Origin of the sequence: Streptomyces sp. NPDC001093 (assembly GCF_040298985.1) — a bacterium.
Taxonomy (GTDB): domain Bacteria; phylum Actinomycetota; class Actinomycetes; order Streptomycetales; family Streptomycetaceae; genus Streptomyces.
The window spans coordinates 1-24,204 of sequence record NZ_JBEPBF010000115.1 but is presented as its reverse complement, the minus strand read 5'-3'; the positions used below and the strand labels follow the sequence as shown (position 1 = coordinate 24,204).

Below are 24,204 nucleotides of genomic sequence, written 5' to 3'. Positions count from 1 at the left end.
GGCGTGGACTGGAACGAGGCCCTGCTCGGCCTCCGCACCCCGGCCGAGCGGGAGCGGGTGGCCGAGCGGGTGAACGGGTGGGTCGACGGCTGCGCGAAGAAGGGCTTCGACGCCGTCGAGCCGCACAACCACGACAGCTGCACCCGCTCCCACCGCCTGCTCACCCCGGCCGACGCGACCGCCTTCATGACCCTGCTGTCCCGGCACGCGCACGCCCGCGCCTTGCCATCGCGCAGTGTTCGCGAAGGCGTTCGACGACCGGGTGGCGGACATCGAGTACACCGACGGCGGGTCGCGCTCGGCGCTCGCCCATCGGGGCGACCGGCTGGGCATCGTCCGGCGGGAGGGGGACGTGTCCACTCCGGGAAGCGAGGGGTACGTACGGAAGGCGGAGTGGCCGGGCGCCGCATTGGTACCCCCAGGTGATCATCCGGCGTGGGAGCGGCCGATCGTCGTACGGTCGGCTCATCCTCGGCGCAGACGACCGGCATCCGGCCGGTCTCGGCCGCCCCGGAGGAAACGCGGTGCCGACTCGTTCCACCACCCTGAGGATCCTTGCCGGAGCAGCGCTGCTGCCACTGGCCCTCGTCGCCCCCGCCTGCGCGCAGTCCGCCGCCGCACCGGCGCCGGAGACCCCTGGCACGCTGTGCTCGCTCGCCGGCACGCTGCGCGGTGCGCACGGCGAGGAGGCCGATGTGAGCCTGTGCGCGGACACCGGCTCCCCGAGATTCAACATCACGGCCCCGGCCACCTGCCGGATCGGCCGCACCCGGGTCCGCTACGCCTGCCGCACCGAGGGCACGTGGAAGGTCGCCCGGTCCGGCAAGACGCTGGGCACCGGAGCGCTGCCCGGTTCGGGGCTGTACCCGGGTCCGGGCACCTACGACATCAGCGCCACCGTGCGCGTCCGGTCGACGCCCGCGGGGGTCGACCTCAAGGGCACGGTGCAGGCCACCGTCGCGCTGACCGCGCCCAAGGCGAAGGCGACGCACACCGTCACCGTCGACAAGAGCGTGCTGCGCCGCAACGCCACGACCACGGTGACGTACACGATCCGCCGGGACAGCACCGAGGGCGACGGCAACGCGCGGCTGGGGATGATCGGCCAGGAGGGCACCGGTCTGCGGATCAGCACGGCCGACAAGCGCTGCGTCAACCCGCTGGTGGGGCGGTACCCGGGCAAGACCCGGCTGGCGCACTCCCTGGACTGTACGGTGACCGAGCTGCAGCCCGGCCACCCGGAGACACTGAAGGTCCGCTTCACGGTGGGGGCGAAGTGCTCCACGGTGGTGTCGAAGCTCGGCTACTGGGTGCCGAAGGGCCAGGACATGTTCACCGGGAACATGCTGGCCGGGCCGACGCTGACCTGCCGCTAGAGCAGATCCAGCGCACGTTCCCAGGCGAAGTCCGGCCGCCCGCCGTCCGGCCGGGCTTCGCCGGTGTACGGGTCGCCGAAGCGGACGCCCATCGCGCGCAGCCGTGCCAGGCTGTCCCGGTAGGCGGGATGGGCGGCCAGCGCGTCGGCGACGCAGGGCAGGACGGCGACCGGTATGCCCAGGCCCGCGGCCTCGCACAGGGTGCCGAGCGCGAGGGTGTCGGCGATGCCGGTGGCCCACTTGTTGACGGTGTTGAAGGTGGCGGGTGCCACCACGACGGCGTCCGGCGGCGGGAAGGGGCGCGGGTCGGCCGGCGTGCGCCAGGCCGATCTGACGGGCCGGCCCGTCTGCGCCGCCACGGCCTCGCTGTCGAAGAAGCCGCCCATGGCGACCGGTGTGGCGATGACGCCGACCTCCCAGTCGCGTTCCTGGGCGGCGCCGATCAGTTTGCTGACGCTGGCGGCGATCCCGGCCGCGCAGACGACGACGTAGAGGAAGGGTTTCCCGGCCTGTTCGGTCATCCGGGAACCCTACTGAAGCGGGAACGACACCCCTCGCTCGGCCTCGGGGCGCGGGCCGTGGATACGGCGGTCCTTCTCCTCGATGCGTACGTCGTTGATGCTGGCCTCCCGCCGGGTCATCAGCCCGTGCTCGTCGAACTCCCACAGTTCGTTGCCGTAGGAGCGCCACGTCCGGCCGTCCGTGTCCCGGGACTCGTACTGGAAGCGGACGGCGATGCGGTTGCCGTCGAAGGCCCACAGGTCCTTGCGCAGCGCGTAGTCCAGCTCGCGCTCCCACTTGGCGGTCAGGAACGCGACGATCCCGGCGCGGCCGGTGACGAAGGTGTCGCGGTTGCGCCAGACGGAGTCCTCGGAGTAGGCGAGCGCCACCTTGTGCGGGTCGCGGGTGTTCCAGGCGTCCTCGGCGGCCTGGACCTTCTGCGCGGCGGTCTCACGGGTGAACGGCGGCAGGGGCGGGCGGTCCGTCATGGTCTCCTCCTGGGCTCGGACAACGGCGGAGAACGCACGTTCTCCGGGCGGCTGCTACCGTAGGAGAACGCTCGTTCTCCAGTCAAGGAGCGCGGCAGGCCAGGGGCATGGAGGGGTGATGGTGTCGCCGATGGACAGCGCGGCCGCCCGGGACAGGGCGCTCGACGCCGCCGAGAAGCTGTTCTACGCCCGGGGCGTGCAGTCCGTGGGGATGGACGAACTGCGCGGCGCGTCGGGGGTCTCGCTCAAGCGCCTCTACCAGCTCTTCCCCGCCAAGGAGCAGCTCGTCGCCGCCTACCTGGCCCGGCGGGACGAGCGCTGGCGCGGGCGTCTCGCCGAGCACGTGGCCGGGCAGCGGGACCCGCGGCAGCGGATCCCGGCCGTGTTCGACTGGCTGGAGGGGTGGTTCGGCGAGGACGGCTTCCGCGGCTGCGCCTGGATCAACGCCTACGGCGAACTGGGTGCCACCTCCGGACTGGTCGCCGAGCAGGTGCGGGCCCACAAGGAGGCGTTCCGGGACTACCTCGCCTCGCTCGTGGCGGACGCCGGACTGCCCGCCGCGCTCACCGGACCCCTGTTCCTGCTCGCCGAGGGCGCGATGGTGACCGCCGGCATCACGGGGACCACCCGGCCGGCGGCCGAGGCCCGCGAGGCGGCGCGGGCCCTGATGACGGCCGCCGGCCCGGGCGGGCCCGGCCGTCCGGCCTAGATCCTGCGGTCGGACTCCCGTCGTCCCGCCCGGCTGGTGGAGGGAGTCCGACGACAGGGCCTAGGACAGCTTGATCGCGCCCACCGGGCAGGCGCGGGCCGCCTCCCGGACCATCGGGTCCCCCTCGCCGTCCTCACGTCCGGGCAGCAGGGTGCTGTAGCCGTCGTCGTCCTGGGTGAAGACGTTCGGTGCCGCCAGCGCGCACTGACCCGCGCCGATACAGACGTCCTTGTCGATGTCGATGTGCATGAGCAGAGCCTCTTACCAGGTCACGGGGAGTTCCAGCATCCCCTGGATCGTGTCGCCGCGCTTGAAGGGGATCTCCTCGGCCGGGACGGCCAGGCGCAGCCCCGGCAGCCGGGTCAGCAGGCCGCCCAGGGCGGTCTCCAGCTCAGCGCGGGCCAGGTTCTGCCCCAGACACTGGTGGATCCCGAAGCCGAACGCCACGTGGTGGCGCACGGGGCGACGGAAGTCCAGGGTGTCGGGGGCGTCGTAGAGGGCCGGATCGCGGTTGATCACCGAGGTCGAGAAGAGCACGCCCTCGCCGGCCCGGATGACGGTGCCGGCGATCTCGATGTCCTCCAGCGCCACCCGCGCCAGGCCCTCCGCGATGGACAGCATCCGCATCAGCTCCTCCACGGCGGCGGGCAGCAGCGCCGGGTCGGCGCTCAACTCGGCCAGCCGGTCGGGGTGCTGGAGCAGGGTGAAGGTGCCGAGGGAGATCATGTTGGCGGTCGTCTCGTGCCCCGCGACCAGCAGGATGAGAGCCAGCGACACGAGCTCGGCGCGGTCCAGTGTGCCGTCGCGCAGCCGCTGGTGGACGAGGTCGTCGAGGATGCCGTCGCCGGGCTCCGCCTGCTTCGCCTTGTCGTCGATCAGGGCGCCGAGGTACTCCTCCAGGCGTGTGCGGGCGTCCACGGAGTCGGCCGCCCGCGGGCCGCGCAGCAGCCTGCGGGACTGCTCCTCGAAGAACTCGTGGTCCGAGTACGGCACTCCGAGCAGGCCGCAGATCACCATCGACGGCACGGGCAGGGCGAAGGCGGAGACCAGATCCACGGGCGGCCCCTGCGCGATCATCTCGTCCAGCAGCCCGTCCACGGTCCGCTGGATCCACGGCCGCAGCTCGGCCGCGCGTTTGACGGTGAACGACGGGATCATCATCCGCCGCTGGCGCTGGTGTTCGGGATCGTCCATCCCGAGCAGGGCCACCCGGCGGTCGCGGACGCCCGCGAAGCGTTCCGCGGGGATGGGGAAGCCGGGACGGCGGCGGTCGCTGGACAGGCGGGGGTCGGCGAGCAGGGCGCGGGCGGTGGCGTGGGCGGTGACGACCCAGACCTCGCGGCCGTCGAAGAGGGTGACGCGGGACAGGGCTCGTCCGTCCCGCAGCGGCTCGTATCCGGTGGGCGGGTGGTAGGGGCAGGTGCGGTCCTGCGGGAAGGCGACGGGGGCGGCCGGGTTCGCCGGGCCGGTGGGGTCCGTCAGTTCCGTCATGGAAGACCTCGCAGACGAAGAGGTGCGTCGTGCCGATCTTCATTAGATGCCCCGGGCATCTATGGGTCGACTGGAAGTTCGGCCAGTTCGGCGATGTGGGTGATCTGGCCGAAGACGAGTGGTCGCGGGGGCGGATTCCGGCCGGTCAGGTGCGGGGCGGCGCGGGCTCTGCCGCCCGGTGCCGCCGTGTGCCGGACGGCATCTGGCACGACCACGTCGCCGGTCGGCACGAGGGGGCCGACTCCATGGTCACCTCCCGCGGCTCGGCGGTCAGGACACTGACCACTGAACCACCAGCAGCACCGCGGTGCGAACCCCGGAGGTCGTCCCCCCGTCGGCGCAAGCGGACCGCGGCACGGATGATTCGCGGGGCCACGGGTGTTGAATGCCGGTGGCAGACAGCTGTTGGACCGACGAAGGGGACGGATCCCATGCCTCTTGAGGGCGAGTACGAACCCAGCCCGGCGCAGTGGGTGCGCGAGCAGGTCGAGCTGTACGAGAGCTCGGGCGGGACGAAGGGCACCACCCTGATGGACACCGGGCTGCCGGTCGTCGTGCTGACCAGCCGGGGCGCGAAGAGCGGGAAGATCCGCAAGACGCCGTTGATGCGGGTGGAGCACGAGGGGCGGTACGCGGTGGTCGCCTCGCAGGGCGGCGCGCCCAAGCATCCGGTGTGGTACTTCAACATCGTCTCCGATCCGCATGTCGAGCTGCAGGACGGGCCGGTCAAGCAGGACATGAGGGCCCGTGAGGTCACCGGCGAGGAGAAGACTCGGTGGTGGGAGCGGGCCGTCGCCGCGTACCCGCCGTACGCCGACTACCAGAAGAAGACGTCGCGCGAGATCCCCGTCTTCGTGCTGGAGCCCTTCGACGAGAGCTGATTCGCGCCGGGTACCGGCGGGTTTCGGAAATATCCGCGCCGTAAGGGTGTGGGCCCGTCTCGGGGCGGGCACTCGTGCGTCAGGCCCCGCCGCGTTCCCCCGTCGCGGCGGGGCTTTCTCGTGCCTCGCCCGCCGGCCGGTCGGTCACGTCCAGGAAGATCTGGTCGGCCTCGGGGCACATCCGGGCCAGGGACCGCTTGATGCGTACGGCGACCTCCTCCACCCGCTCGCTGTCCAGGCCCGGCGCCAGGTCGATGCGGGCGGCCACCAGGGTGGAGTCGAGGCCCATCTTCATCGTGAACAGCGCCTCCACGCTGTCGATCTCCGGCTGGGCCTGCAGCAGCGAGCGGATCCTGCCGCTCAGCTCCGGGTCGGCGGCCTCGCCGATGAGCCGGTCGCGGGCCTCGCGGCCGAGCCGGTAGGCGACGTACACGAGCAGGACGCCGATCGCCAGCGACGCGGACGCCTCCCAGGCGACCTGCCCCGTGACCATGTGCACCCCCATCCCGGCGAGGGCGAGCGTCACACCGAGCACCGCGGTGCCGTCCTCGGCGACCACCGTGCGCAGCGCCGGGTCGCCCGTCCCGCCCGGCCCGCCGCCCTGCCGGCGCGCCTGGTACAGGGCCCGCAGCAGCGAGGCGCCCTCGGCGACCAGGGCCACGCCCAGCACGGCCAGACCGGCCACATAACCGCTGAACTTCTCCTCGGTGCCCTGACGCAGTGCCTCGGCGCCCTGGAAGAAGGAGAAGCAGCCGCCCATGACGAAGATGCCGACGGCGGCGAGCAGGGACCAGAAGAAGCGTTCCTTGCCGTAGCCGAAGGGGTGCTGTTCGTCCGCGGGGCGCCGGCTGCGGCGCAGCGCGGCCAGCAGGAACACCTCGTTGAAGCTGTCGGCGACGGAGTGCGCGGCCTCGGACAGCAGCGCGGGCGAGCCGGCGAGGACCCCGCCGACGGCCTTGGCCACGGCGATCAGCACGTTGGCGGCGAGCGCCACCAGGACGGTGACCCTGGTGCTCCGGTCGGCCCTGACGACCGTGCCGGGCGTCCCGCGGCTCTGCTCACCGTTCCGCTCGCCCTCGGACGATGTCCCGCTCACCCAACGCCGACTGCCCCCGAGCAGGCGGATCACACCGTTCCACGCGCCGAAAGGGGCCAGAAGGATTACGAGGAGGGGTGGGCGGGTGTCTTCCGGTGGCTGGAACCGATCGTCGAACGGCCGGCCGGACGGCGGTTCCCGGTCGGCGGCACCCGCACGGAAGCGGACATCCGGCTGTTCGCGACGCTGGTCCGGTTCGACGCCGTCCATCACGCCCCCGGCGAACGGGTGGCCCCCGAGGGGCGGCCCGCATGAGGGCCGCCCGACGAGGAAGAAGTGACACATGGGCAAGACAAAGAAGAAGAAGCTTCCCTTCGTCTACCAGCCGATCGGTTTCGTGCTCAGCTGGGCGAGCGGTGCGCTGGCCGGTATCGCCTTCCGGAAGGCGTGGATGGCGCTCCGGCACGAGGAGGAGGCACCCGACGCCCTGGACCGGGACCGGGGGTGGGGGGAGATTCTGCTGGCGGCGGCGGTGCAGGGGGCGATCTTCGCCGTGGTGCGCAGTGCGGTGAATCGTACGGGGGCGAAGGCGATTGCCCGGTCCACGGGGGTCTGGCCTGTGGCCTCCGAGGAGGGCACACGGGGCCGAGCCGCCCCTACGGGGCGCTGAGCCACTGCCCGTCGCGCATCAGCTCCCTGCCCTTCAGCTCGTTCTCCTCGCGCCACGCCTGCACACGCTGCGGGAGCACCCTGAAGTACAGGTAGCGCGTGGCGAGTTGGCGGGGGTCGAAGCCCGTCTTGCCGGCGAAGACCTCCGCGTCCTCCTCGGGGAGGTCCTCCGGGACGACCGACTGGACGGTGCCCTCGATCACGACGACGTCCCGGGTCGGGCCGAGGCCGAGGCGGGCCCGGCCGGTGGCCACGAGGTTGCGGCCGGTGGGGCTCTCGGCCGGGGTGGCGATCAGCAAGGTGGCGCCGTCCCACACGAAGGACAGCGGCACGAGATAGGGGGCGGCGCCGTCGGGGGCGGCGGTGGCGACCCACGCGTCGACGTCGTTCTCCAGCCGGTGGAGGGTGTCCTTCTTGCGCTCTGCGGCGGTGCGGGCGGGCGGTGGGGTCATGGCGTACGGCCTCCTCGGGATCCGGTCCCGTCCAGTGTGGCCGTCAGCCCCCGGTCCCCGCACGAATGTGATCAAGGCGTGTCCGGGCGGCGGTCAGGAGGAGTTCCAGGGCGGCCGGGTAGGAGCTGGAGCGCATGGTGGCGACGAGATGGGGGGCGGTGGCCGCGATGTGCGGGTGGGTCTCGGCGGGCAGCCGGCCGTAGGTGCTCCGCCATACCTCTGCCTCGGCCTCGCGCGCGGCCCGGGGCAGGGCGGTGCCCGCGGAGTCCAGGGCGCCGAAGGCGAGGGCCTGGTCGACGAACGCGTGGTAGATCCGCACCGCCTCCGGGGCCGGGAAACCCGCCCGGCGCAGCACCCCGAGGATGCTTTCGACGGCCTGGATCTCATGGGCGCGCCCGGTGACGCGGTGGGCGCTGAGCATCGCCGCCCGGGGGTGCGCGAGGGCCCCGGCGTGCATGCGCAGGCCCAGGTCGCGCAGGTCGGCGGCCCAGTCGCCGGTCGGCCGCCAGGTCCGCAGGGTACGGCCGATCAGCTCGTCGGCGATGGCCAGCATCAGGTCGTCGGTGTGCCGGAAGTACCGGTAGAGGGAGCTGGGGTCGGCGCCGAGGGCCCGGCCGAGGCGGCGCACGGACAGCGCGTCGGCGCCGTGCTCCTCGATCAGCCGGAGGGCGGTCTCCACGATCAGCTCCTCGGACAGCATCACGCCCTGTTTGGTGGGGCGGCGGCGCTGCCGGGCGGCGGCCGGGACGACACGGTCGGTCATGAGGCCTCCCTGGGGGTGTGCCCGGCACCTTATGACAACACCGTTGACCTGTTAAGTACCCCGGCAGTTACATGTCCGGTCACCGGGGCCGTCCGGGGCCCCGCGGTGCGAGCGGAGAACCGGCCATGAGCGACACACCCTTGGGAGTGGATCCCCCCGCGCGGCCCGAGCTGCGCAGGTCCCTGAGCGTGGTGGACGGCGTCGCCGTCGCCGCCTCCAGTACGGCCGCCACGACCAGCATCGGCATCGGGCTCGGGGTGACCGCTGGCGTGGTCGGCCCGCACCTGCCGGCCATCATGCTGCTGGCGTTCCTGCCCGTCCTCGGCATCGCCGGGGCCTACTCGCGGCTGAACCGGGTGGAACCGAACGCGGGCAACGGCTATGTGTGGGTGGGCCGTTCGCTCAGCCCCTGGCTCGGCTTCATGGTCGGCTGGGTGAACTTCGTGGCGAGCGTGGCGTTCCTCGCCTACACGACGGCCGTCACCGGGTCGGCGCTGCTGCAGCTCGCCGGTGAAGCGGGGCTGCACCGGATCGGATCCCTCGGCCTCGACCCGGGCTCGACCGCCCAGACGACGGCGGTGGGGATCGTCGTCCTGGTCGCCGTCACCCTGACCGCCGTGACCGGTGTGCGCACGGCGGCCCGGCTGCAGACCGGGCTGCTGGTCTTCGAGTACGTGGTCCTGCTCGGGTTCTGCGGCTACGGCATCGTCACCGGGGCGCACTCCTTCAGCCTCTCCTGGTTCGACCCGTTCGCGATTCCCTCGGCGACGGCGCTGGCGCAGGGCCTGCTGCTGTCCGTGTTCTGCTACTGGGGCTTCGAGGCGGCGTTCACCGTCAACGAGGAGGTGCGCGACCCCCGGGACGCCTCCCGGGCCGGGACCATCACCCTGGTGACGATGCTCGGGCTGTTCCTGCTCGGCTCGGTGGCCTTCCAACGGGTCCTGTCCCAGGGAGAGCTGGCCGGTCACGGCGCGCAGGGGCTCGCCTACTACGGGGACCGGCTGGCCGACCAGCCGCTGGCCGCGCTGCCGCTGGTGGCGCTGATGTTCTCGGCGGTGGCCTCGCTGCAGGCCGGGGTCATCCCGACGGCGCGCGGGATGTTCGCGATGAGCCGGGACCGTACCCTCGGACCGGTGTGGTCCCGGGTCAGTGCCCGGTACGGGACTCCGGCGGCCGGGACGCTGCTGATCGGGGCGCTGGCCGTCGCGGTGGCGGCGGGCGCGCTGGTGATCCCCCGCCTCGCCGACATGATCGACGCGATCGTGAACGCCGTCGGCATCGTCGTCGCCCTGTCCTACGCGCTCACCGCGCTGGCGGCCGCCGTACGCTTCCGCTCGCTGCTGCGGGACGACTGGCGGCAGGGTGTCCGGGCGGTGCTGCTGCCCACGCTCAGCGCGCTGGCCCTGCTGGGCCTCGGCGGCTATCTCTGCTGGTCCTTCTACACCTCCGCCGACCATCTCGAACTCCGCGCGGACAACGGCTGGTTCCTGCTGCTGATGCCGGTCGCGATGATCGTGTCCGGGTTCGCGGTGGCCGCGTGGGCCAGGTGGGTGCGCAGGTCGCCGTACTTCCGTACCGGGGCGGGCACCGACGCCGACGCACCCGAGCTGCTCACCACCTCCAACTGACCTGTCAGGAAAGGCATCATGCACGCTGATCTCCTCTTCACCGGCGGTCCCGTCCTCACTCCGGACGGCCGTACGGCAACCTCTGTGGCCGTCACCGGGGACCGGATCACCGCCGTCGGGCACGACGAGCTGCGCGACCTCGCCGGGCCGCGCACGGACGTGGTCGACCTCGCCGGCCGGCTGCTGCTGCCCGGCTTCCAGGACGCTCACGTACATCCGGTGCCGGCGGGTCTGGAACTGGCCCAGTGCGATCTGTCGGGCCGGGCGACGGCCGAGGAGACCGTGGCCGCCGTACGGGCGTACGCCGAGGCCCGTCCGGAGCGGGAGTGGATCCTGGGCGGCGGCTGGTCGATGGAGGCGTTCGAGGGGGGTACGCCGACGAAGGAGCTGCTGGACGCGGTGGTACCGGACCGCCCGGTGTATCTGCCCAACCGGGACCACCACGGCGCCTGGGTCAACAGCCGGGCGCTGGAGCTGGCCGGGATCGACCGGGACACGCCCGACCCGGCCGACGGGCGGATCGAGCGGGACGCCTCCGGAGAGCCGAGCGGCACGCTCCAGGAGGGTGCGATGCAGCTGGTCGGCCGGCTCGCCCCGCCCGCCACGCCGGCCGACCGGCTGGCCGCGCTGCTGCACGCCCAGCGGCATCTGCACGCGCTCGGCATCACCGCCTGGCAGGACGCGCTCGTCGGTGACTTCCTCGGGATGGACGACCCGGCCGCGGCCTATCTCACGGCGGCGCGGGACGGCTCGCTCACCGCGCGGGTGCGGGGCGCGCTGTGGTGGGACCGGGAACGCGGGGCCGAGCAGATCCCCGAACTCGCGGAGAAGCGGGCGGCGTTGAGCCACGGCCGGTTCCGGGCGGGCACGGTGAAGCTGATGCTGGACGGGGTCGCCGAGAACGGTACGGCCGCCTTGCTGGATCCCTATCTGGACCGGTGCGGGTGCGCGACCGCCAACCGCGGCAAGAGCTTCATCGACCCGGGACAACTGCCCAAGTACGTCACCGAGTTGGACGCCCTTGGCTTCCAGTGCCACTTCCACGCGCTGGGCGACCGGGCCGTACGCGACGCGCTGGACGCGATCGAGGCGGCCCGTGCCGCGAACGGGCCGAGCGACACCCGGCCGCATCTGGCGCATCTTCAGGTCGTGCACCCGGACGACGTGCCGCGTTTCGCCCGGCTCGACGCGACCGCGAACATCCAGCCGCTGTGGGCGGCGCACGAGCCGCAGATGGACGAGCTGACGATCCCGTTCCTCGGCGCGGAGAGGGCCGCGTGGCAGTACCCGTTCGGGGCGCTGCTGCGTTCGGGGGCGCGGCTCGCGGCGGGCAGCGACTGGCCGGTGAGCAGCCCCGATCCGCTGCAGGGCATCCATGTCGCGGTCAACCGGGTCGAGCCGGGCGGCAGCGGCCCGGTGTTCCTGCCGCAGGAGCGGCTCGGCCTCGCGGACGCGCTGACGGCGTACACGGCCGGGTCCGCGTACGTGAACCATCTGGACGACACCGGCCGGGTGGCCGTCGGCGCGCTCGCCGATCTGGTGGTGCTGGACCGCGATCCGTTCGCCGGGCCGCCGGAGGCGGTCGCGGAGACGGCGGTGGCGCTCACCTACGTGGGGGGTGAGCGGGTGTACGCCGCCGAATGAGTGCGTGGGCCGCCGTCCGGGTCCCCCGCAGCCGGCCGGAACGGTTCAGCGGGCCTGCTGGAAGGTCCGGCGGTACGTCTGCGGGGACACCCCGATCGCCGCGTGCAGGTGCTGGCGCAGCGAGGCGCCGGTGGCGAAGCCGACCTCGGCGGCGATCCGGTCGACCGGCAGGTCGCTGGACTCCAGCAGATGCCGGGCGCGGGCCATGCGCTGCTGGATCAGCCAGCGGCCGGGGCTGAGGCCGACCTCGTCGTTGAAGCGGCGGGCGAAGGTGCGCAGGCTCATCCGGGCGTGGCCGGCGAGGTCGGACAGGGTGAGCGGCTCGTCCAGGCGCTCCAGCGCCCAGGCGCGGGTCGCGGCCGTGCTCGCCGCGCCGCTGACGGGGACCGGCTGCTCGATGTACTGGGCCTGGCCGCCGTCCCGGAACGGCGGGACGACACAGCGGCGGGCGACGGAGTTGGCCAGCTCAGCGCCGTGGTCGGTGCGGACGATGTGCAGGCAGATGTCCACACCGGAGGCGGCGCCGGCCGAGGTGAGGATGCGGCCGTCGGCGACGAACAGGACGTCCGGGTCGAGGTCCACCCGCGGGAAGCGGCGGCGGAACAGGTCGGCCACCTGCCAGTGGGTGGTGGCCCGGCGGCCGTCGAGCAGGCCGGCCTCGGCGAGCACGAACGCGGCCGTGCAGATCGAGACGATCCGGGCGTCCGGGCGGATGTGGGCGAGGGCCGCGGCGACCTCGTCCGGCAGTCCGGCGGGGATGTGGGCGGGCGGCATCGAGGTGACCACCACGGTGTCCGCCGTCCGAAGGATCTCCGGGCCGTGTTCGACACCGATCGTGAAGTCGGCGTTGGTGCGCACCGGGCGGCCGTCGACCGTACAGGTCAGCACCTCGTACCGGCCGTCGGCGGCCCCCAGGATGCGGCTGGGGATGCCCAGCTCGAAGGGGTAGACGCCGTCGAGGGCCAGGACGACCACCCGCTCGGGACTCCGTTTGCCATGCATGGCACGATCTTATCGAAGGTTGGCATTCATGCCATTTTCCGGGAGGGCTGCTCCGGGCAGGCTGGGTGACCATGAGCGATGTGAACACGATGCGAGCCATCGGCCAGGACGTCCTCGGCGGTCCCGAGGTCCTGAAGGAAGTACGGATGCAGCGGCCGAAGCCGGGCCCCAACCAGGTGCTGGTCCGGGTCCGGGCGGCCGGGGTCAACCCCACCGACTGGAAGCACCGGGCCACCGGCGGCTTCCTGGGCGAGCCGCCGTTCGTCCTCGGCTGGGACGTCTCCGGCGAGGTCGTCGAGACCGGGATCGGCGTGGCCGCCTTCGAGCCCGGCGACGAGGTCTTCGGCATGCTGCCCTACCCGTACGGCCACGGCTCGCACGCCGAGTACGTGATCGCCCCGGTGCGCGCCCTGGCGCACAAGCCGGCCTCGATCGACCACACCCAGGCGGGCGCGCTGCCGCTGGTGTCCCTGACCGCCTGGCAGGCGCTGACCGAGCACGCGGACGTGCGGCCCGGGCAGCGGGTGCTGATCCACGCGGCGGCCGGCGGGGTCGGGCATGTGGCGGTGCAGATCGCCAAGGCGCGCGGTGCGTATGTGATCGGCACGGCCAGCGCGGGCAAGCACGACTTCCTGCGGGAGATCGGCGTGGACGAGCCGGTCGACTACCGGGCGACCGACGTCACCGAGGCGGTGCGGGACGTCGACGTGGTCCTGGACACGCTCGGCGGCGAGACCTCCGTGGAGTCGCTGAAGGTGCTGCGGCCGGGCGGTGTGGTGGTGTCGATCCTGCCGGTGGGCTCGACGGAGTTCCACGACGAGGCCGAGCGGCGCGGTGTACGGGCTGTGCGCATGCTGGTGGACGCCGACCGGGCCGGGATGGAGAAGGTCGCGGAGCTGGCGGAGTCCGGGAAGCTGAAGGCGACGATCGCCGGGACGTTCCCGCTGGCCGAGGCGGCGAAGGCGCATGAAGTGGGCGACACCGGACGGACCACGGGGAAGCTGGTCCTTCTGGTCGACTGAGCGGCAACGCTCGGCCTACTGAGAAGGGTTACTGGACGACACGCCTCAAACTCGAAGACATATGTCAACCGAACATGCTCAAATTCCTTCCATCGAGGGTAACTTGACGATCGGGAGACCGACGTCCGGGCACGGGTGGGAGGTGATGCCGTCGTGCGAGACGAGCCTGCACCGCTCACCCGTCACCTCCGTGTGTACGAGCACCGGGCGCACACGGTGCTGGAGTTGCGGGGCGAGATCGACCTGGTCTCGGCGACGGAGGTCGGCCCGTTGCTGGACCGGGTCACCGGCCGGCCCGGGGCACTTGTCGTCATCGACCTGCGGTCGGTGGAGTTCTTCGACTGTTCGGGGCTGCGGCTGCTGTACCGGGCCCGCGCCAGGGTGCTGGACGGCGGCGGGCAGGTGCACCTGGTGTGCACGCATCCGCTGACCCTGCGCGTCTTCCGGGTCACGGGTCTGTCCCGGCTGCTGCCGCCGCAGCCGACGCTGGACGCGGCCCTGGCTACGACTGCTCGAACAGGGCGCTGACCGATTCACCGTTGTGGATGCGCCGTACGGCCTCGGCGAGGGCCGGGGCGATGGTGAGCACCCTCAGCTTGTCGGTGTGCCGCTCCTCCGTGGGGGGCGGCACGGTGTTGGTGCAGACGATCTCCAGCACGTCCGGCTGCTCGCTCAGCCGCTTCAGCGCACCCGCCGCGAACAGCCCGTGCGTGCACGCCACCCGGACCGTTCGGGCACCCAGCTCCCGCAGCCGGGCCAGGAGTTCCACCACCGTGCTGCCCTTGGCGATCTCGTCGTCCAGCACGATGACGTCCCGGCCGGTGACATCGCCGATGACGGAGCTGATGGTCACCCGGTCGTCCGCGAACCGCTGTTTGGCTCCGGCCGCCACCGGAGCCCCGATCAGCCGGGCGAAGGCGGCGGCCTCTTTTGCGTTGCCGAGGTCCGGCGAGACGACCGTGGTGTGGGTCAGGTCGTACTGCCGGAAGTGCGCGGCGAGTTCGCGCAGCGCGTTCAGATGGTCCACCGGCACCGAGAAGAAGCCGTGCACCTGCGGGGAGTGCAGGGTCATGGCGAGCACCCGGCCCGCGCCCGCCGCCACGAGCAGATCGGCGACCAACCGGCCGCCGATGGAGATGCGCGGCGCGTCCTTCTTGTCGGAGCGGGCGTAGGAGTAGTGGGGCATGACGACGGTGATCCGGGCCGCGGAGGCGCCCCGGGCGGCGTCGCACATGAGCAGCAGCTCCACCAGGTGCTCCTGCACCGGCCGGACCAGCGGCTGGATCAGGAAGACGTCCCGCTCCCGGCAGTTGGCCTGGAGCTGCACCCCGAGGCAGTCGTTGGCGAACCGGCTCATGCGGGTCGGGCTGAGCGGTACGCCGAGGTGGGCGCAGACCTCGTGGGCCAGGTCGGGGTGGGCACTGCCGCTGAAGACGGCGATGTCTCGCATGATCCGCTCCTCGCCTGATCACCGCAGGACCGGGATCATGCTACCGACCGGGGCCGCACCGGTAGAGGGTCTGGGCGGTCGCCGTCCGCGCGTCGCCGAACGGGGTCGTCCCGCCGTAGGCCGAAGCCGGGACCTCGGTGCAGGCGGACCGCACCCAGGCGGTGATCTGCGTGGCGGCCGTCCTCCCGGTGCCTGCGGACGCGGGGCCCATGCCGCGGCCGCCGCCCAGCAGCACGTACCGCACCTTGCCGTCGTCGACCAGCCGCCGGAACTGCGCCTGGGTGGGAAACGGCACACGGCCGCTGAAGCCGCCGAGCGGCAGCACGTGGGCGCCGGTCGCCAGGATGTACGGCGACGCGGTGCTCCAGCTCCCGGCGGCGAACACGTAGGTGGCGGCGCCCTGGTGCGCGCGGGTGTAGTCGAGCAGCCGGCGCTGGTCCGCGCTCAGGGTGCCGCTGCCGTCGGCGCCCCCGAAGCCGCCCCAGCCGCCGGAACCGTCCCCGCCGACGGATCCGATCCGGCCCGAGCCGCGCATGCCACCGGGGACCGCCTGCCCGAACGTGCCGCCGCCGGCCCACGCCGCCCGGCCGAGCCGACCGGGTCCCGAACCTGCCGCCCCGGGACCGCGGTTCAGGGCGGACGGGCCGATCGCGCCCATGGCGGAGGTGCGGTAACCGGGGGTGAAGACCTGTACGGCCCATGCGCTCGGCGCGAGGAGCAGGGCGGCCAGGGCGGCGGCCGGCCCGGCGAGCGCGAGGCGGCCCGCCGCGCGGGGCCCTCCGGGCCGGGCGAGGAGGAGCAGCACCACCGCGGCGATGCCGAGCACGGTCACCGTGGGGGCCAGCCAGGGCAGGAACGACGGGAACCGGCCCGCCAGGTACGCACTCCAGGCGGCCGTCGCCGCGACCGCGCCCGGCAGGGCCCGGGCGCGGCGGCCGCCGGCCCGGTGGGCGCGCCACATCAGCACGCTCCCGGCACCGGTGAGCGCGGCGAGCGGTACCGCGATGACGCCCATGTAGTACGTGTGGCCGCCGACGCTGCCCGCGCTGAAGACCAGGAAGTACAGGGCGAGCCAGGCGGTCCACAGGACGTATCCGGCGCGCAGCCGGTCGGTGCGCGGCCGTCCCCGGCACCACAGCAGTCCGCAAACGGCGGCCACCGTGGCGAACGGGTAGAACCAGCCGGTCTGCGAGGCGAGCGCCGTACCGAACATCTTCGACCAGCCGTTCTGGCCCTCGCCGAACCCGCCGGCGCCGCGACGGCCCGCACCCGCCCCGGCCGTGGCCGGGGTGACCGCCGGTCCACGAGCGTCCCGGACGAGCCCGGCACCCGTGCCAACGGCGCCGCCGAATGTCCGTCCGGCGCCGGTGTGGCCGCCTCCGCCGCCCTGGGTCGCGCTCACGCTGCCCGTGGAGGCCGCGCTGATGCCGAGCGAGGAGAAGCGGTTCAGGAAGTTGTAGCCGACCACCATGCTGAACGCGGAGTTGTTGGTGGTGCCATCCACGTACGGCCGGTCCTGGGCCGGGGTGAGGGTGACGGCGAGCATCCACGACGCCGACACGGCGGTCATCACCAGGGCGGACACACCGAGGTGCAGCAGACGCCGCCGCAGGGTGAGGGGTGCCGACAGCAAATAGACCAGGGCGAGCGCCGGCAGTACGGCCCACGCCTCGAGCATCTTGGCCTGGAAGCCCAGGCCGACCCAGGCACCGGCCGCCAGCAGCGGGCGCAACCGGCCGTCGCGGGCGGCGCGCCCGGTGGCCTCGGCCGCCAGCAGCAGGCACAGCGTGAACGCGGGGTCCTCGACCGCGGTGCGGAACAACCCGACCGCCACGGGGGTCACCAGGAAGGCCGTGCAGGCGATCAGCGCCGCGTTCACCCCCGCCCAGCGGCGCACCAGACGGTGCAGGACGAGCAGACTGGCCACTCCCTCCAGGACCTGCGGCAGGACCAGCGCCCAGGGGTGGAATCCGAAAAGCCTCGCGGAGAGCGCCTGCGGCCACAGGAATCCGGGCAGTTTGTCGAGCGTGATGGAATTCCCGGGGTCGAAAGAGCCGTAGAAGAACGCCTTCCAGCTCTCCGTCATGCTGCGGGCGGCGCTCGCATAGAACGTGTGGTACTGGCTGTGGTCGATGCCCCAGCTGTAGAGGACGGCGGCGAGCACGGTGAGGAGCAGCAGCGCCGGGCGCGCGTACGCGGGCTCGTCCGCCGGTGATCGCCAGAGTGCGCGGCGGGCGGCACCGGTGGACGCGGTTGTGTCGAGGACGTTCGTGGCCATGCGCAGCAGTGTTCGTCAACCGCCCGCCCCCACCACGCCGTAGCGGCCCCCTTCAAGGAAACTCTCACCACACCCAGGGCATCTCTTTAATCACACGACATGGAATTTGCGGCGGAAAAGCGCGTTCCTTACCTGCGACTGGATTCCGCTGTACACAGGAATCCGACAGCCGTCGCACAGGTGCCGGTCAGCCGCCGAACACCGCCGGCAGGGCCAGCACCCCCAGCACCGTGGCGCCCATCAGCAGCCAGGCCACGTAGTCGCCGACATGGCCGGACTGCAGCCGGCGCAGGAACCGGGACCAGTCGGGGGCGGCGGTCCAGTGCGGGCGGGCCACCGCGAGACCGGCGAGGGCCAGGGCCAGTGCGGTGGAGGCCAGGCCCAGCAGGACACCGTGCACCGTCCACTGCGCCGAGGCCTGGGCGCCGCCCGACCCCGCCTCGTTGACGGAACGGGCCACCAGGTCGCCGAATCCGGGGACCGATCCGACGGCGAGGGCGGCGGCGAGCAGCACGGCGGGGACCGTCGTCATGGTGTCCGGGATCCGGCTCAGCGGTCCGGTCGTCTCCGGTTCCTCCTCGGATCCGCTGGTCTCCAGGTCGGCGTCGGCTTCCTCGGGGCGCGGCCCGAGGCCGCGGAACACCCGTGCGGTGACCCGCAGGACGGCGCCGGCGGTGATCGCGGAGGCGGCCACGTACACCACGGTGAGCGGGCCGCCGACCGCCTCCTCGGTGACCGCCTTGCCGAGACCCGTACCGAACGGGGGCAGGCCCGCGAGACCGAGACCGCCCACGGCGAACATCACCGCGGTCGCGCGCAGTTCACGGGCCCGGCCGTACAGCGTGTGCTCGTCGAGGCCGCCGTAGCGGTCGAGCAGGACGCCCGCGCAGGCGAACAGCGCGGCCTTCACTCCGGCGTGCCCGAGGATGTAGAGGGCGACCCCGTCGTCGCCCCGCGGGGTGAGGACGCCGATGCCCACGAGGAACAGCCCCGTGTGGGCGACGGTGGAGTAGGCGAGGAGCCGCTTGATGTGCCGCTGGTACCAGCACATGACGGCGCCGGTCGCGGCCGTGAGCGCGCCGAGCGTCACCAGGGCCCGGGTCAGGTCGGCGGCGGGGATTCCGCCGGGTCCGGCGAAGACGGTGCCGTACACCCGCCAGACGCCGTAGACGCCGAGTTCGACCATCACCCCGGACAGCAGCATGCACACCGGGGTGGGGGCGACGGCGTGGGCGTCCGGGAGCCAGAAGTGGAAGGGCACGGCGGCCGCCTTCACCAGCAGCCCGGTCAGCACGAGGACGAAGGAGGCGAGGACCAGCGCGTCCGCACCGCCGTGCCCGGCCGCCGCGTCGAGACCGCGCCCGATCTTCGCCATGGCCAGCTCGCCGGTACGGGCGTACAGCAGGCCGATACCCATCAACATGGCGTAGGCGCCGAGGGAGTTGACGACACCGAAGGTCAGCGCGCCCTGTACGGCCTTCGGGTCGTCGATGCGGTAGCCGGTGAGCGCGTACGCGGTGACGCTCATCAGCTCGAAGAAGACGAACGCGTTGAACAGGTCGCCCGCGATGGCGAACCCGCACATGGCGCCCTGGAACACCAGCATCAGCGCGGTGAAGGCGCCGGGGTGACCGCGCGGCGGTTCGTCGAAATACCGCCAGGAGTAGGCGAGTGCGGCCAGTGTCAGCAGGCAGACCAGCGCGGCCATGCCGAGCGAGGGGCCGTCGCCGACGACGACGATGCCGACGCTCTCGCCGTCGACGGGCTGCCAGCCGCCGACCCACTCGACCATCGGCGGTGAGGAGTTCAGCAGCAGCACCAGCGCGAGGGCGGCCGTGCCGCCGGAGACCACGAAGCCGGTGATCTCCGCGGCGATCCGGGGCAGACGGCGGCCGATGGCCACCAGCAGGGCGGCGCCGAGCAGGGGGATCGCGACCAGCAGCGGGAGCAGATGGGGCATCAGCCGCGCAGCTCCCGCAGTTCGTCGGGGTCGACCGTGCCGTGCCGTTTGGCGATCTGCAGGACGAGGGCGAGCAGCAGGGCGGTGGCGGTGGCGCCGACGACGATGTCGGTGAGGGTGAGCGCCTGGACGACCGGGTCGACCAGCGGCCGGGAGCCGGGCTCGAGGTCGGAGAAGACGGGTGCGGTGCCGCCGTTCCGGTAGCCGACCGCCAGCAGCAGCACATAGGTGGAGGACTGGCAGACCGCGAGACAGCCGACGGCATGGATGAGGTTGCGGCTGGTGGCGAGGCCGTAGCAGCCGGTCAGGAAGACGTAGGCGGCGACCAGGTAGGGAAGGACGTGCATCACGGTGGTCAACTCCCGTGCTCCTCCTCGATCTCGACGGCCTGGTCGAGGAAGTTCGCGAGCAGCACGACGACCGCGCTCGCCACCTCGATGCCGATGGCCGCGTTCAGCAGGGGGACGGTGCCGCCGGAGGACAGCGTGTTGAAGGTGCCGTACGGCAGCAGCGTGTTGGCCAGGAAGGCGGTGCCGGCCAGGACTCCGGCGAGGCCCAGCACCAGGTAGGAGGAGACGGCGAGGGCGTCGGAGGCCTCGTAGACGGCGAGCGGGCGGATGCGTTCCAGCGCGCGGTAGTCGGCGCCGAGGTACAGCAGGTGCAGGGCGGTCGCCGCGACGACTCCGCCCTGGAAGCCGCCGCCCGGGCTGAGCTGGCCGTGGGCGATGACGTAGAGACCGGTGACCAGGGCGACGGGCAGCACGATCAGGGCGTAGCGGCGGACCGGCCGGGCCACCTCGGCGGGTTGCGGCTGTGCCCGGTGCTCGTCGCGGGCCTGGCGCAGCAGCACCACACAGCCGAGGACGGCGGCGAACAGGATGGTCATCTCTCCGACGGTGTCGTAGGCGCGCTGGTCGAAGTTGACGGAGGCGATGGTGTTGGCGGTGTGCCGGGTGAGGGAGGCGTGCACAGCCCGGGTGCCGTACGGATGGCTCCGGCCGCCGAAGCCGGGCAGGTCGAGGCAGGCGGTGACGAGCAGGGCGGCCAGGCCGGCGCCGCCGACGGCCAGCAGGGCGAGCCGCAGCCGGTTCACTTCGCACCACCGTCCTCCGGGCGACCGCGGCGTCTGACCTTGCGCACGCTCAGCATGATCAGCAGCGGGGTGAGCGCGGAACCGACGGCCAGCTGGGACAGGCCGACGTCCGGTGCCTGGAGCACGGTGAACAGGACGGCGAGCACGGACCCGAGCACGGACAGCACCAGTGCCTGCCGTGCGGGGTCGCGCTGGACGACGGCGGCGGTGGCGCAGCCGGCCATCAGCAGCAGGGCCACGACGATCACGGCATCGTCCACGCCGCACCTCCGCCCGGTCCGCCCGACAGTACGCCGGCCACCGCGCGCCCCTGCGACGCGCGTACGCCCCCATCGGCTCCGACGCACCGCTCCACCCGGCACACCAGCACATCGGCGACGGCATGACCGGCCAGCCCTCGTGCGCTCACCCGGAACGCGACGCCTTCCCGCCGGCGCCTCGCGGGCACGTCGGCCGTCCCACGTCCCGGCGGCCCGTCGGCCCTCCCGGGTCCTGGCAGGCCCTCAGCGACCCCGCGCCCCTGGGGCCGCCTCACAGCCATGCCGCATCCGGGCCGCCGGGCCACTGGCACGCTCACCGGCACGCCCGCCGCCGCGCAACGCCGCGCCAACACGCCCACGCCCGGGAGTCCATGAGCGCTGTCCGGACTCCTGTCAGCCACCCCGCACCCCCCGGAATCCGCCGGACAGGGCGCGGGAGGCGATCACGTTGCCGCTGATGAGGAGGGCGCCGATGACCAGGAGCTTCGCCATGGCACGGCCGGGGCCGGTGGCGGCGCAGACAGCGGCCACGACCACCGCGCTGAGTGCGGCGGCGGTCCAGGTCAGCCCCCACGCGCTCGGCCGCTCGCCCTCCAGGTCGTCCGAGAGGAGCCGGGCGAAGACGAGCGTGCCGACCGGGCCGAGCAGGGCCAGCAGCAGGGCGAGGTCGACGTAGGCCGGGCGGCCGTAGCCCTGGGAGAACAGCAGCAGGGCCGGGCACAGGGCCGAGGTGGTCATGTTCTGGGCGACGACCCGTCGGGCCGGTCCTCCCGTGGTGACGCCCCACAGAGCGGCCGCCCCTCCCCCGCCCAGTTCGACGGTCGCCGCGAGGATCCAGCCGTTCACCGCCAGGTCACCGCCCGCCGGCCGGCCCGCGCCAGCAGTGCCCCGACCGCCGCGGCGCTCCCGCCGACGACCCGTTCGAGGGTGTCGACCGATGTGATGAACACCAGCCACAGCAGCGCCAGCGCACCCCACCAGGCCAGGAGTTCACCGAAGGTGAGGAGGACCGTGCGGGAGGCCGTACGCCGGGTCATCCGCCACCTCCTCGGTCCGCTCTGCACACGTGCGCGGCGATATGTCCGATGCGCCGCTCGGGGCATCCAAGCACCGCGGGGTCCCTGGAGGGGCGGCGGCACGCGGGTCCACAACCGGAGTGCCCCGGGAGCGTGAACGGAAACGTCCCCCGGCATCCGGGGCCCGTTGCCCGGCAACCTCCCCACTGCGCGGGAGAGTTCACCGCCGGAGATGCCCGTGCCACATGACGGTCCGTCAACAGCAGGTCTGCACCAGGGTATTGACGCCTCCTTTTCTCACTCCTTAAATCAAGAGGCAACTCCATCCCCCACGCCGAACGGAGAGCCATGGCCTCCCCACGCCTGCTCCGCAGATGTCTCCTCGCCGCCCTGTCCGCCGCCCTGGTCGGTTCCGCCGCCGTCGGTCCGGCACGGGCCCAGGCCGCCGCGCCGGCGGCGGCGACCGTCACCACCTTCTCCGACAACTTCGACGGGCCCGCGGGCTCCGCGGTCGACTCCTCGAAGTGGAATCTGGAGACCGGCGACAACGTCAACAACCACGAACGGGAGTACTACACCTCGGGCACGAACAACGCGGCCCTGGACGGCCAGGGCCACCTGGTCATCACGGCCCGCAAGGAGAACCCGGCCGGTTACCAGTGCTGGTACGGCAGCTGCCAGTACACCTCGGCCCGGCTGAACACCGCCGGGAAGTTCAACGCCCAGTACGGGCACGTCGAGGCGCGGATGAAGATACCGCGCGGTCAGGGCATGTGGCCGGCGTTCTGGATGCTCGGCACGCCCGTGAACTGGCCCGACTCGGGCGAGATCGACGTGATGGAGAACGTCGGCTTCGAACCCTCGACCGTGCACGGCACCATCCACGGCCCCGGCTACTCGGGATCCGGCGGGATCGGCGCGGCCTACAGCCTGCCGAACGGACAGGCCTTCGCGGACGCCTTCCACACGTTCGCCGTCGACTGGGCGCCCGGCTCGATCACCTGGTCCGTGGACGGGACCGTCTACGAGCGGCGCACGCCCGCCGACCTGGGCGGAAAGACCTGGGTGTTCGACAACAAGCCGTTCTTCCTGATCCTGAACCTGGCCGTCGGCGGCTACTGGCCCGGCGACCCGGACGCGAGCACCCAGTTCCCGCAGCAACTGGTGGTGGACTCGGTGTCGGTGACGACGAGCGACAGCGCGGCCGGGGTGCCGATACGGGGCCTGGCCGGCAAGTGCGTGGACGTGGCCGGCGCGAACTCCGCGAACGGCACACCGGTGCAGCTCTACGACTGCAACGGCACGGCCGCGCAGCAGTGGACGGTCGGCTCGGACGGCACGATCCGGGCGCTCGGCAAGTGCCTGGACGTGACCGGCAACGGCACCGCGGACGGCTCGACCGTCCAGCTGTGGGACTGCACCGGCGGCCCGAACCAGAAGTGGACCGTCACCGGGGCGCACGACATCGTCAATCCGCAGGCCGACAAGTGCCTCGACGTGACCGGGAACAACTCGGCCAACGGCACCCGTCTGCAGATCTGGACGTGCACGGGCGGCGCCAACCAGAAGTGGACGGTCGGCTGAGCCGCGCGCCGCTCAGTGCAGCGTCCAGGTGTACTTGCCACCACCGACCCAGCGGACCATGTCGGGGTCGTCCAGGTCGTGGATGGTGATGCCGTACGAGGCGGCGGCCTCCAGTACGTCGGTGACGGTCCTGGCCTCACCGATGACCTGACCGTCGATCTCCATGATCCTAAAAGGCGGCTCGCCGGGCTTGCCGGGGCACACTCCGTGCACCAGGACCCGTGGATGGGAGATGTAGGGAGCTCCTTGTTCGGTCATGCAATAGAGCGTAGAACGCATCGCGTCCCGATGAGTCATCCACCGGAGCCGTCCAGAAGATCGAGAACCGCCGCCTCGACCATTCGGGCGCCCTGCCACCCCAGGTGCGGAAGTCCTTGGCGGTGACCTCGGCACCGGCCAGCCGGCGCGACGCCTCGTTGAGGTCGTCGCTGTGCGGGTCGCGCCAGAAGCCACCCACGCAGGAGGCGAGGAAGCGGTCGCCGCCGGGCAGGCGCCGCAACAGCGCCCGGGTGACGGCACGGACCTGTTCGAGGGCCCGGACCGTCTCCACGCCGCCCTTGGCCGCACAGCTGAAGGTGATCTCGCCCTGGCCGCAGCGGACGTGCTCGCGCAGCATGGTCGTCAGGCCGTACGTCTCACTGGAGCGCATGTGCCGGTCGCTGCCGCTACGGAAGAAGCCGAGGTCCAGCAGGCGCACCGCGCAGGCGGTGACCCGGGGCGGGCTCGGCCCGCGCCCCGCGAGGGGTCAGGGCCCGGATCCGGGTGAGCCGGCCGGAGCGGGTGAGGGGCCGGCCGGCGGTATCGGCGCAGCGGAAGCCCCGGCAAAAGCCCCCACCGAACAGGCGGTTGACCGGTGCGACGCCGGCGCGGGGGCGCACCCGCAACGGCACACGGCCGGAGA

At 72.6% G+C, this 24,204-nt stretch carries 27 protein-coding genes and 3 pseudogenes; 11 read left to right on the top strand and 19 right to left on the bottom strand.

All coding sequences use genetic code 11. The features are described from left to right. Nucleotides 1–6 precede the first annotated feature (6 nt). Both ABT288_RS38185 and ABT288_RS38180 read left to right on the top strand, forming a co-directional pair. A pseudogene (locus tag ABT288_RS38185) lies at nt 7–388 on the top strand (endo alpha-1,4 polygalactosaminidase); the annotation flags it as partial. A 136-nt stretch (nt 389–524) separates the two neighbouring features. Beyond that, on the top strand, nt 525–1,376 hold the full coding sequence (locus ABT288_RS38180) for a hypothetical protein (RefSeq protein ID WP_351618128.1): 852 nt from the start codon (nt 525–527) through the stop codon (nt 1,374–1,376). Here ABT288_RS38180 and ABT288_RS38175 read toward each other — a convergent pair. Both ABT288_RS38175 and ABT288_RS38170 read right to left on the bottom strand, forming a co-directional pair. Beyond that, nucleotides 1,373–1,897, bottom strand: coding sequence for a flavoprotein (locus tag ABT288_RS38175; protein WP_351618126.1), 525 nt, complete (start codon nt 1,895–1,897; stop codon nt 1,373–1,375). The two genes, ABT288_RS38180 and ABT288_RS38175, sit on opposite strands and share 4 nt — an antisense overlap. Nucleotides 1,898–1,906: 9 nt before the next feature. Further along, nucleotides 1,907–2,365 carry a nuclear transport factor 2 family protein gene (locus ABT288_RS38170; RefSeq protein ID WP_351618125.1) on the bottom strand — a complete coding sequence of 153 codons (459 nt, stop codon included), beginning with the start codon at nt 2,363–2,365 and terminating at the stop codon, nt 1,907–1,909. Nucleotides 2,366–2,495: 130 nt separating this feature from the next. Between ABT288_RS38170 and ABT288_RS38165 the strand changes: the two genes are divergently transcribed. Further along, entirely contained in the window at nt 2,496–3,074 is a 579-nt protein-coding gene (locus ABT288_RS38165) for a TetR/AcrR family transcriptional regulator (RefSeq protein WP_351618152.1), read from the top strand. A 60-nt stretch (nt 3,075–3,134) separates the two neighbouring features. Here the strand turns inward: ABT288_RS38165 and ABT288_RS38160 are convergent, their stop codons facing one another. Genes ABT288_RS38160 through ABT288_RS38150 form a run of 3 tightly spaced genes read right to left on the bottom strand, consistent with a single transcriptional unit; the run spans nt 3,135 to nt 4,795 of the window. Further along, on the bottom strand, nt 3,135–3,323 hold the full coding sequence (locus ABT288_RS38160) for a ferredoxin (RefSeq protein WP_351618124.1): 189 nt from the start codon (nt 3,321–3,323) through the stop codon (nt 3,135–3,137). A gap of 12 nt (nt 3,324–3,335) precedes the next feature. Then, nucleotides 3,336–4,565 (bottom strand): cytochrome P450, encoded by a 1,230-nt coding sequence (locus ABT288_RS38155; protein WP_351618122.1) that lies wholly within the window; start codon nt 4,563–4,565, stop codon nt 3,336–3,338. A 59-nt stretch (nt 4,566–4,624) separates the two neighbouring features. Next, nucleotides 4,625–4,795 carry a hypothetical protein gene (locus ABT288_RS38150; protein WP_351618120.1) on the bottom strand — a complete coding sequence of 57 codons (171 nt, stop codon included), beginning with the start codon at nt 4,793–4,795 and terminating at the stop codon, nt 4,625–4,627. Between the two features lie 201 nt (nt 4,796–4,996). Here ABT288_RS38150 and ABT288_RS38145 point away from each other — a divergent pair, with 201 nt between their 5' ends. Then, on the top strand, nt 4,997–5,446 hold the full coding sequence (locus tag ABT288_RS38145; protein WP_351618118.1) for a nitroreductase family deazaflavin-dependent oxidoreductase: 450 nt from the start codon (nt 4,997–4,999) through the stop codon (nt 5,444–5,446). A 79-nt stretch (nt 5,447–5,525) separates the two neighbouring features. Here the strand turns inward: ABT288_RS38145 and ABT288_RS38140 are convergent, their stop codons facing one another. Then, a complete protein-coding gene (locus ABT288_RS38140; RefSeq protein ID WP_450857894.1) occupies nt 5,526–6,542 on the bottom strand; it encodes a cation diffusion facilitator family transporter in 1,017 nt (338 codons plus the stop codon). A gap of 57 nt (nt 6,543–6,599) precedes the next feature. On the opposite strand from ABT288_RS38140, the pseudogene ABT288_RS38135 reads away from it, so the two are divergent. Further along, nucleotides 6,600–6,755: pseudogene (locus tag ABT288_RS38135) on the top strand (glutathione S-transferase C-terminal domain-containing protein); the annotation flags it as partial. Nucleotides 6,756–6,825: 70 nt separating this feature from the next. Next, nucleotides 6,826–7,152: a DUF4235 domain-containing protein gene (locus tag ABT288_RS38130; protein WP_351618115.1), complete on the top strand. Its 327-nt coding sequence runs from the start codon at nt 6,826–6,828 to the stop codon at nt 7,150–7,152. On the opposite strand, the gene ABT288_RS38125 is transcribed toward ABT288_RS38130, so the two are convergent. Together ABT288_RS38125 and ABT288_RS38120 are read right to left on the bottom strand one after the other, a co-directional pair. Continuing rightward, nucleotides 7,139–7,603 (bottom strand): pyridoxamine 5'-phosphate oxidase family protein, encoded by a 465-nt coding sequence (locus ABT288_RS38125; RefSeq protein ID WP_351618113.1) that lies wholly within the window; start codon nt 7,601–7,603, stop codon nt 7,139–7,141. The two genes, ABT288_RS38130 and ABT288_RS38125, sit on opposite strands and share 14 nt — an antisense overlap. Nucleotides 7,604–7,646: 43 nt before the next feature. Then, nucleotides 7,647–8,366, bottom strand: coding sequence for a TetR/AcrR family transcriptional regulator (locus tag ABT288_RS38120; RefSeq protein WP_351618111.1), 720 nt, complete (start codon nt 8,364–8,366; stop codon nt 7,647–7,649). 125 nt (nt 8,367–8,491) lie between these two features. On the opposite strand from ABT288_RS38120, the gene ABT288_RS38115 reads away from it, so the two are divergent. Further along, nucleotides 8,492–9,994 (top strand): APC family permease, encoded by a 1,503-nt coding sequence (locus ABT288_RS38115; RefSeq protein WP_351618110.1) that lies wholly within the window; start codon nt 8,492–8,494, stop codon nt 9,992–9,994. Nucleotides 9,995–10,012: 18 nt separating this feature from the next. Continuing rightward, nucleotides 10,013–11,638, top strand: a complete 1,626-nt coding sequence (locus ABT288_RS38110; RefSeq protein WP_351618108.1) for an amidohydrolase — start codon at nt 10,013–10,015, stop codon at nt 11,636–11,638. A gap of 45 nt (nt 11,639–11,683) precedes the next feature. On the opposite strand, the gene ABT288_RS38105 is transcribed toward ABT288_RS38110, so the two are convergent. Continuing rightward, entirely contained in the window at nt 11,684–12,640 is a 957-nt protein-coding gene (locus ABT288_RS38105) for a GlxA family transcriptional regulator (RefSeq protein WP_351618106.1), read from the bottom strand. Between the two features lie 71 nt (nt 12,641–12,711). Here ABT288_RS38105 and ABT288_RS38100 point away from each other — a divergent pair, with 71 nt between their 5' ends. Both ABT288_RS38100 and ABT288_RS38095 read left to right on the top strand, forming a co-directional pair. Then, entirely contained in the window at nt 12,712–13,662 is a 951-nt protein-coding gene (locus ABT288_RS38100; RefSeq protein WP_351618104.1) for an NADP-dependent oxidoreductase, read from the top strand. Nucleotides 13,663–13,815: 153 nt separating this feature from the next. Then, a complete protein-coding gene (locus tag ABT288_RS38095; RefSeq protein WP_351618103.1) occupies nt 13,816–14,190 on the top strand; it encodes an anti-sigma factor antagonist in 375 nt (124 codons plus the stop codon). Here ABT288_RS38095 and ABT288_RS38090 read toward each other — a convergent pair. The 8 genes from ABT288_RS38090 to ABT288_RS38055 all read right to left on the bottom strand — a co-directional run bounded on the left by ABT288_RS38090 (nt 14,165) and on the right by ABT288_RS38055 (nt 21,740). Continuing rightward, complete coding sequence (locus tag ABT288_RS38090) at nt 14,165–15,112, bottom strand: ribose-phosphate diphosphokinase (protein WP_351618101.1); 948 nt, start codon at nt 15,110–15,112, stop codon at nt 14,165–14,167. The two genes, ABT288_RS38095 and ABT288_RS38090, sit on opposite strands and share 26 nt — an antisense overlap. Nucleotides 15,113–15,152: 40 nt before the next feature. Beyond that, entirely contained in the window at nt 15,153–17,390 is a 2,238-nt protein-coding gene (locus ABT288_RS38085) for an ArnT family glycosyltransferase (RefSeq protein WP_351618100.1), read from the bottom strand. A 187-nt stretch (nt 17,391–17,577) separates the two neighbouring features. Further along, nucleotides 17,578–19,350, bottom strand: coding sequence for a complex I subunit 5 family protein (locus ABT288_RS38080; protein WP_351618098.1), 1,773 nt, complete (start codon nt 19,348–19,350; stop codon nt 17,578–17,580). Beyond that, a complete protein-coding gene (locus ABT288_RS38075; RefSeq protein ID WP_351618150.1) occupies nt 19,350–19,697 on the bottom strand; it encodes a sodium:proton antiporter in 348 nt (115 codons plus the stop codon). The genes ABT288_RS38080 and ABT288_RS38075 overlap by 1 nt, the downstream gene beginning before the upstream one ends. A gap of 8 nt (nt 19,698–19,705) precedes the next feature. Then, the gene (locus ABT288_RS38070) at nt 19,706–20,443 is read right to left on the bottom strand and encodes an MnhB domain-containing protein (RefSeq protein ID WP_351618096.1); all 738 of its coding nucleotides are present in this window, start codon (nt 20,441–20,443) and stop codon (nt 19,706–19,708) included. Further along, a complete protein-coding gene (locus ABT288_RS38065) occupies nt 20,440–20,703 on the bottom strand; it encodes a Na(+)/H(+) antiporter subunit B (RefSeq protein WP_351618095.1) in 264 nt (87 codons plus the stop codon). Before ABT288_RS38065 ends, ABT288_RS38070 begins: the two co-directional genes overlap by 4 nt. Nucleotides 20,704–21,096: 393 nt before the next feature. Then, nucleotides 21,097–21,549 (bottom strand): MrpF/PhaF family protein, encoded by a 453-nt coding sequence (locus tag ABT288_RS38060; RefSeq protein ID WP_351618093.1) that lies wholly within the window; start codon nt 21,547–21,549, stop codon nt 21,097–21,099. Continuing rightward, nucleotides 21,546–21,740 carry a hypothetical protein gene (locus ABT288_RS38055; protein WP_351618091.1) on the bottom strand — a complete coding sequence of 65 codons (195 nt, stop codon included), beginning with the start codon at nt 21,738–21,740 and terminating at the stop codon, nt 21,546–21,548. The genes ABT288_RS38060 and ABT288_RS38055 overlap by 4 nt, the downstream gene beginning before the upstream one ends. 327 nt (nt 21,741–22,067) lie before the next feature. Between ABT288_RS38055 and ABT288_RS38050 the strand changes: the two genes are divergently transcribed. Continuing rightward, on the top strand, nt 22,068–23,303 hold the full coding sequence (locus tag ABT288_RS38050) for an RICIN domain-containing protein (RefSeq protein ID WP_351618088.1): 1,236 nt from the start codon (nt 22,068–22,070) through the stop codon (nt 23,301–23,303). A 12-nt stretch (nt 23,304–23,315) separates the two neighbouring features. Here the strand turns inward: ABT288_RS38050 and ABT288_RS38045 are convergent, their stop codons facing one another. Continuing rightward, complete coding sequence (locus ABT288_RS38045; RefSeq protein ID WP_228623721.1) at nt 23,316–23,561, bottom strand: hypothetical protein; 246 nt, start codon at nt 23,559–23,561, stop codon at nt 23,316–23,318. Further along, nucleotides 23,473–24,006 (bottom strand): annotated as a pseudogene (locus tag ABT288_RS38040) (hypothetical protein); the annotation flags it as partial. The gene ABT288_RS38045 and the pseudogene ABT288_RS38040, both read right to left, overlap by 89 nt. Nucleotides 24,007–24,204: the final 198 nt, after the last annotated feature.

Bases quoted from the DNA above. Each gene is read 5' to 3' on its own strand.
- ABT288_RS38175 (WP_351618126.1), bottom strand. From the start codon at position 1,897: ATGACCGAACAGGCCGGGAAACCCTTCCTCTACGTCGTCGTCTGCGCG.
- ABT288_RS38170 (WP_351618125.1), bottom strand. From the start codon at position 2,365: ATGACGGACCGCCCGCCCCTGCCGCCGTTCACCCGTGAGACCGCCGCG.
- ABT288_RS38165 (WP_351618152.1), top strand. From the start codon at position 2,496: ATGGACAGCGCGGCCGCCCGGGACAGGGCGCTCGACGCCGCCGAGAAG.
- ABT288_RS38160 (WP_351618124.1), bottom strand. From the start codon at position 3,323: ATGCACATCGACATCGACAAGGACGTCTGTATCGGCGCGGGTCAGTGC.
- ABT288_RS38155 (WP_351618122.1), bottom strand. From the start codon at position 4,565: ATGACGGAACTGACGGACCCCACCGGCCCGGCGAACCCGGCCGCCCCC.
- ABT288_RS38145 (WP_351618118.1), top strand. From the start codon at position 4,997: ATGCCTCTTGAGGGCGAGTACGAACCCAGCCCGGCGCAGTGGGTGCGC.
- ABT288_RS38130 (WP_351618115.1), top strand. From the start codon at position 6,826: ATGGGCAAGACAAAGAAGAAGAAGCTTCCCTTCGTCTACCAGCCGATC.
- ABT288_RS38125 (WP_351618113.1), bottom strand. From the start codon at position 7,603: ATGACCCCACCGCCCGCCCGCACCGCCGCAGAGCGCAAGAAGGACACC.
- ABT288_RS38120 (WP_351618111.1), bottom strand. From the start codon at position 8,366: ATGACCGACCGTGTCGTCCCGGCCGCCGCCCGGCAGCGCCGCCGCCCC.
- ABT288_RS38115 (WP_351618110.1), top strand. From the start codon at position 8,492: ATGAGCGACACACCCTTGGGAGTGGATCCCCCCGCGCGGCCCGAGCTG.
- ABT288_RS38110 (WP_351618108.1), top strand. From the start codon at position 10,013: ATGCACGCTGATCTCCTCTTCACCGGCGGTCCCGTCCTCACTCCGGAC.
- ABT288_RS38105 (WP_351618106.1), bottom strand. From the start codon at position 12,640: ATGCATGGCAAACGGAGTCCCGAGCGGGTGGTCGTCCTGGCCCTCGAC.
- ABT288_RS38100 (WP_351618104.1), top strand. From the start codon at position 12,712: ATGAGCGATGTGAACACGATGCGAGCCATCGGCCAGGACGTCCTCGGC.
- ABT288_RS38090 (WP_351618101.1), bottom strand. From the start codon at position 15,112: ATGCGAGACATCGCCGTCTTCAGCGGCAGTGCCCACCCCGACCTGGCC.
- ABT288_RS38085 (WP_351618100.1), bottom strand. From the start codon at position 17,390: ATGGCCACGAACGTCCTCGACACAACCGCGTCCACCGGTGCCGCCCGC.
- ABT288_RS38080 (WP_351618098.1), bottom strand. From the start codon at position 19,350: ATGCCCCATCTGCTCCCGCTGCTGGTCGCGATCCCCCTGCTCGGCGCC.
- ABT288_RS38075 (WP_351618150.1), bottom strand. From the start codon at position 19,697: ATGCACGTCCTTCCCTACCTGGTCGCCGCCTACGTCTTCCTGACCGGC.
- ABT288_RS38055 (WP_351618091.1), bottom strand. From the start codon at position 21,740: ATGACCCGGCGTACGGCCTCCCGCACGGTCCTCCTCACCTTCGGTGAA.
- ABT288_RS38050 (WP_351618088.1), top strand. From the start codon at position 22,068: ATGGCCTCCCCACGCCTGCTCCGCAGATGTCTCCTCGCCGCCCTGTCC.
- ABT288_RS38045 (WP_228623721.1), bottom strand. From the start codon at position 23,561: ATGACCGAACAAGGAGCTCCCTACATCTCCCATCCACGGGTCCTGGTG.